This is a genomic window from Pontimicrobium sp. MEBiC01747 (genome assembly GCF_053601635.1).
On record NZ_JBSHNS010000386.1, the window covers coordinates 1 to 6,015 of the forward strand.

The window sequence follows — 6,015 nt, forward strand, 5'->3', positions numbered from 1 at the left end:
CAAAAATCATCTCAATTAAGATATTGAGATGATTTTTGTTTAGATTTTACAAATTGAGAAAAGGTTGAAAAGCGTTTTTTAATTTATTGTCTTTATTATAAATATTACAGAGATTGCTCTTTAAAGAATAGGACTCAAATAGATGTTTTAAAAGAACAGAAGGGATTATAATTTTATTTGTTTATTCTTGTTTATATGCCATTGTTGCGTTTTTAAATGAGCTAATGAAAGCTTTAAATGCGTTAATAAACAGGGCGTCTCTTAATTAATTTTGTATTAAATATTATTTAGCCTAGTTAATAGCTAAGCTAATATTACAGTAGACAAATAATGCAGCTGCTAATATTCTATTATTTCAGAGGCTTAGTCCTGACTTAGAGTCTACTCGTATTCAATTTTAAAAATACATTTAATTTAAAAAAAAATCATAATGAAATACTTTTTCAGTTTTATACTTATTTTATCTTTTACATTTATTTCTTGTCAAACCAACACAATAAAAGTTACTGCTGGTATAGACCATAAATTAAAAGAAGTATCTGCTGTTGAAACGATAGAAGGCTCTTCCTTATTTTGGACTATAGAAGATGCTGGGAATGCCAGTAAAATATATGGCTTAGATAAAGACGGACATATTATAAAATCTATTAAAATAGAAGACGTTAAAAATAATGATTGGGAAGATTTAACCCATGATTCTAAAGGGAATATTTATATTGGCGATTTTGGAAATAATTCTAAAAAGCGAAAAAAATTCTCAATACTAAAAGTATCAAGCGTCAATACGGCAAGCAATACAACAACCGCTTCTGTTATTGATTTTACCCTTCCTAAAAAAATGAAATCTAAAGATTTTGAAGCCTTTTTTTTATTAAACGATAAGTTCTATATTTTTAGTAAGGAAAATAAAAAATCTATAGTAATAAGTGTGCCTAACAAAATTGGTAATCATGAAGCAAAATTAGTTTCAAAATTTAAATTAAAAGGGGGTAGAAATAAGGTTACATCGGCAGATATTAGTAATGATGGTAAAACGGTGGTGTTGCTTAATCATAATAAAATATGGAAGTTAACAGATTTTGAAGGCGATCATTTTTTTACAGGTAAAATTGAAGCATTAAAATTTGGACATAAGTCACAAAAAGAAGGTGTTTGCTTCAAAAACAATGGTTTATTGTACATAACTGATGAACGAAGAAAATCTAAAGGAGGAAACATTTATAGTTTTAACCTTTAATGCTTAGGTTAAAAATTTAGACCAAACCCAAACGAGAACCTAAGCCCTTCATCACTATTAAAGAAATTAAAAGTTCCCTGAATTGAATCTGCTGCTGAAACCCAAAAACCTCCTCCATAGTCATTATGCCATTTTTTAGACGTGTCATTTTTTACCCAAACTCTACCAGTATCACTACCAATAAATAAACCAAATTGTAGTGGTAGCGTGCTAGTTTTAAAAGAATTAAAAGCGTATCTTAAATCGGCACTTCCTACAAAAGCATTTTGCCCAGTAAATCGCTCGGTTCTATAGCCTCTTAATCCGTTTTTTCCACCAATATTTGCTGCTTGATAGAACACAAGCTCATTACCAAATCTAAATTGAGATCTTAAGTCTGTTTTTAACACTAGTTTTCTGTTTTTAGATATGGCATTATAAAACCCTAAATCCATATTTAAGTGTGCAAATGTATTTTTGGTTTCACTTGGCTCTGTTTTTAAACCAATAGATGTTTTAAACGTCATTGCTCTGGTTGGAATAATTCTATCATCAAAACTCTCATAACTAAAATTAGCTTCTGTCCCTACAAAAAAGCGTCTTTTATAAAAACCATTATCTGTATTAGATGGGGCAAAAATTTCTATAAATCTATCTGGAGTATCTGCTATTTTAATACCTTCGGCAAGTATTTTATAACCATAATCGCTACCAAAATCTCCTTTTTTGGTAAGTCCAACACTTATTGCATAAATACTGGTTTTAACTCTGTTATAATCTAAGTCTAAATCATCATCGTTATTGATGGTTTCGTTACCATACCCAAAGAAGTTATTAGAAAAATTCTCTGTTGTTAATCTTCCAGAGGTTTGAAGATTCCAATCACCAAATAAATTGGCAAATTCCCCTTTATAATCAAAACTAAAACCGCCAGTTGCAAAATAATAACCAGCATTAATTTTATGTTGTGTAGTAAATGGATTGCGGTGAAACCCTTTTTTAGTTGAAATTTTACTAATTCCTAGTAAAAAACCATCGTCTGGATTGTAGCCAAATCTAGGCGTTATAGAGCCAGACTTAATAATGTTTTTATTAAAATCGAATATATTATTGTTGTAAGTATCAGATAGATCCTCTTTTGCTCCTTTATTTTCTTCAATAGTATTTTTCTTAGATTTATGATCGTAGATTCTAATACGTCTACCATTTTTAATACGGTAAGTGTCATTGTTTTGCCCCCCAATTAGCCTTATATATATAGGGTTGTTTGCTTTTCCTGTTACTTCAAAAACATCTTCATCATCTAAGCCATAAATCCAAAGTTCTTTTGTTATTTTTTTGCTAAAGGTTCTATCTACAATAACTTCTCCTTTTTCTCCATCTTTAATTCTTGAGATTTTAACATGCGTTTCATTGTCTCCAATTCTAGTAATTTCAATAAAATCGTCTTTATCTGTTCCTGTAAGTATTACTAATTCATTTAAATAATTATAATAGCGTTCTGCTATGTCTATAATGTTTGCTCTACGGCCTTTTAAGTGTTCTTGAATTTCTGCTAGAGTAGTACCTCTTACTTCTTCAGGAACTTTAGAAAAAGCTTTTGCTATAATGGCATCTGTAACATGGTCTTGAAGGTATTTTGCTTGTTTTAACCAAACATCTTTTCCAGACTGTTGTATTAGAACTTTATCTAGTTTTAATCCAGCTTTATTCATCCATTTTACATCTTTTAATTCTGCATCGTAAACTTGTAGTTGTTTTGTAGAGCCAGAAAGTGTTCTCATAAGGTCTAATAAAGCACCATCAAAATTAGAAAAGACTTGATCTCGGTCTCTAGGAATGGGTTTAAATAATTTATCTCCATTTTCTTGGTTAAATTGTGCCCATCTCCATTGGTCTTGGTGTCTATCCCAGTCGCCTAATAACATATCAAAAAGTCTGGCACGTATATAAGCATTTTCATCAATCTTATATTTTTCGTCTTTTCTAATTTTTTCAATGATATCATGAGTACTTTCTAAATCATCTGCATATCCAAAGTTTCTTTCGTCTGAATAGTTTTCTTCTGGACGTTCCTCAATCATATACAATTCGTTTCCATAATCGGTATTATAATCTCCTAAGTGTTTATGTTTTGGGATATAAAATAATCGTGGATTGGTGTGGTATACGCCTGCGGCATCTGATAAATCTGGAACTACAAAAAATGCGTATGGGTGTGCTGCCGTATAAAAATCTAAAATAAGGTCTTCTATATAAGTTTTGTCGAAAGCATCGTCTACATAGGTTTCTTTAAACAAAACAGATTGTAAGTATTGGGTAGCGCTTTTACGAAGCGCTCTCATGTTTAGCTCTCTACCATCTTTCATTTTTAATCGTAAGGACCTGGTTTGATGTCCACCACCAGCACGCACAATTTCTAGCCCACCATATAACGTATCTAAGGTTGCTACTGGTACTTTTACTTTTGTACTATATAAATCGCGATAACGATTACCTAATAGTACTTCGTGGAAGCCAGATTTTTCTGTTTCTTCTTTGGTGTATATTGAGGCCTCAATGGTATTGGGGAACGTATCGGGAAGTACATCTGTATTAAAAACTTCTCTGGTTTTTGGGAGTACTTCTTTTCTAAATAGTAATTTGGGGTTGTTATTGTCTTCACCATAAAAACTTACCCAAACACTACCGTCTTTATAAATATTTAATTCTGCAAAACCTTGTTTTCCGTAAGCAAATAATCCATTGTTACTTAAGGCAACAACAGCTTCTTTTGCGCCAGAACCAGATACAATTTGCTTAATAGAATTGTTTTCTATGTATTGTAGGTTGTGCTCGTGCCCAGATGCAAATACAATATTATCGTATTCTAGTGCTAGGGTTTCTATTCGTTTCATTAATTCGTTATAGCGCTCATTATATCTATCTTGAATAGATACTCCTCCTTGAGTTCTAATTTGTGTTATTAATGAACCTAAAATAGGAAATGGGATTTTAGATTGAGTAGGGTAGAGGTGCTTTTTAGCAGAATAAAACCCACCGTGTAAACCATTAGTATACATAGGGTGATGCATTGCAAAAACAACTCTTTTGTGTTGTGCTTTTTTTAGTTCGCCTTCTAACTCTTCTAAAAATCGTTCTCTGGTTTTTATTTCGCAATCATCATTAATTGTAGGGTTTTTATTCCAATTTTCTAGGTACCACTGTGTATCTATAACAATGAGTTGAACTTTATCACCAACATCTATACTTTCTAAAGGGCATCCATTTTCTGGTTGGAATGTATTTTTTCCTAAAGCATCTTCAATATACTTTTCTTCGCGTTTAACACCTTTAACACCATCGGCATACCAGTCATGATTTCCTGGTAAAAAAACAGTTTTACCTTTAAAATTTTCAACAGATTTTATTTGAGCATTTAAATGGTTCTCGGCATAATCTCGTCCTTTAGCATTCTTGCTAGGTAGACCAGATGGGTATATATTATCGCCTAAAAATAAAGCATAATCTTTTTTTGTACTTTTTTTAGAAATGTGTTTCTGAAATATTCTTAATCCAGTAGATAAATCATTTTTAGGAGATTTCCCTGCGTCTCCAATAAGATAAAATGTGGTGTAAATTTCTTTTGAGGGTAATTGCGCTTTACTATAGGTTTCATCCTTATATTGAAGCTTATGCGAAGCACAATTTGTGAAAAAAGCACATATTAAAATGATTAAAGTCAGTCTGTTTCTAAGCATATTATATCTTTGTGATTATTATTAATTCACTAATTATAGCGCAAATATGTCTAAAATAATTGAAATTACTGACCAATTTGTATTTGATTTATTTTCTGAAAATTTATCAAACACATTTACTTACCATAATTATGAACATACAAAACGTGTATGTGAAAGTACAAAAGAAATTATAGATAATTCAGAGATTAATGCTATAGAGTCAGAAATTTTACTTTTAGCATCACTATTACACGATATAGGTTATATTAATACTAGAGTGGGGCATGAAGAAGAGAGTGTTAAATTGGCCACTGAATTTCTTAAAGAACAGGGGGTAAAGCAAGACACTATAAATGCTGTAAATGCATGTATTATGGTAACAAAATTAGGTGTTGAGCCTAAAAACAAACTTGAAGAAATTATAAAAGATGCAGATTCTTCGCATTTTGGGAAAAAGTATTTTATAGAAGTTAGCGAGTTACTAAGGACTGAATTAGAATTGCAAGACATTAAAGTATATTCTGCTAAAGCATGGCGTAAGGAGAATATAAAAATGTTGAGTAAAAAGCATAGGTATTATACCGATTATGCTAAGAAAAAATGGGGTAAAGTGAAAAAAAAGAACTTAGCCAAATTAATGAAGTCTAAACTTAAACAACAGTCTAAAGACCAAAAGGAAGAATTAAAAGCTAAGTATAAAGTTAAATATAAAAGTGAAAGTTCTGAGCGTGGGGTACAAACACTGTTTAGAGTTGCCTTAAGAAATCATATTAAATTAAGTGATATCGCAGATACAAAGGCTAATATATTATTATCTGTAAATGCAATAATTATTTCTTTAGTACTATCTAATTTAATCTCTAAATTAGATAACCCTTCCAACGATTATATGATTATTCCAACGATTATATTTACTATTTTTAGTGTAGCGTCGGTTATAATGTCCATTATTGCTACAAGACCAAATGTTACAAGAGGTGAGTTTACTAAAGAGGATGTAGAGAATAAAAAAGTTAACCTTTTATTTTTTGGGAATTTTCATAAAATGAAACTTGGAGAGTTTGAGTGGGCCTTGGG

Annotated in this window: 3 protein-coding genes; 2 read left to right on the plus strand and 1 reads right to left on the minus strand. The window is 30.9% G+C overall.

Features of this window, described 5'->3' with window-relative positions; all coding sequences use genetic code 11:
* The first annotated feature begins 430 nt into the window (after positions 1 to 430).
* Entirely contained in the window at positions 431 to 1,237 is an 807-nt protein-coding gene (locus ACVC2P_RS12505; RefSeq protein ID WP_452598803.1) for an SdiA-regulated domain-containing protein, read from the plus strand.
* Positions 1,238 to 1,245: 8 nt separating this feature from the next.
* On the opposite strand, the gene ACVC2P_RS12510 is transcribed toward ACVC2P_RS12505, so the two are convergent.
* Positions 1,246 to 4,956, minus strand: coding sequence for a metallophosphoesterase (locus ACVC2P_RS12510; protein ID WP_452598804.1), 3,711 nt, complete (start codon positions 4,954 to 4,956; stop codon positions 1,246 to 1,248).
* Between the two features lie 46 nt (positions 4,957 to 5,002).
* Between ACVC2P_RS12510 and ACVC2P_RS12515 the strand changes: the two genes are divergently transcribed.
* Positions 5,003 to 6,015, plus strand: a 1,013-nt coding sequence (locus tag ACVC2P_RS12515; RefSeq protein ID WP_452598805.1) for a Pycsar system effector family protein, incomplete at its 3' end; no start/stop codon positions are given.

Coding starts and splice junctions, on each gene's coding strand:
- ACVC2P_RS12505 (WP_452598803.1), top strand. CDS start 431: ATGAAATACTTTTTCAGTTTTATACTTATTTTATCTTTTACATTTATT.
- ACVC2P_RS12510 (WP_452598804.1), bottom strand. CDS start 4,956: ATGCTTAGAAACAGACTGACTTTAATCATTTTAATATGTGCTTTTTTC.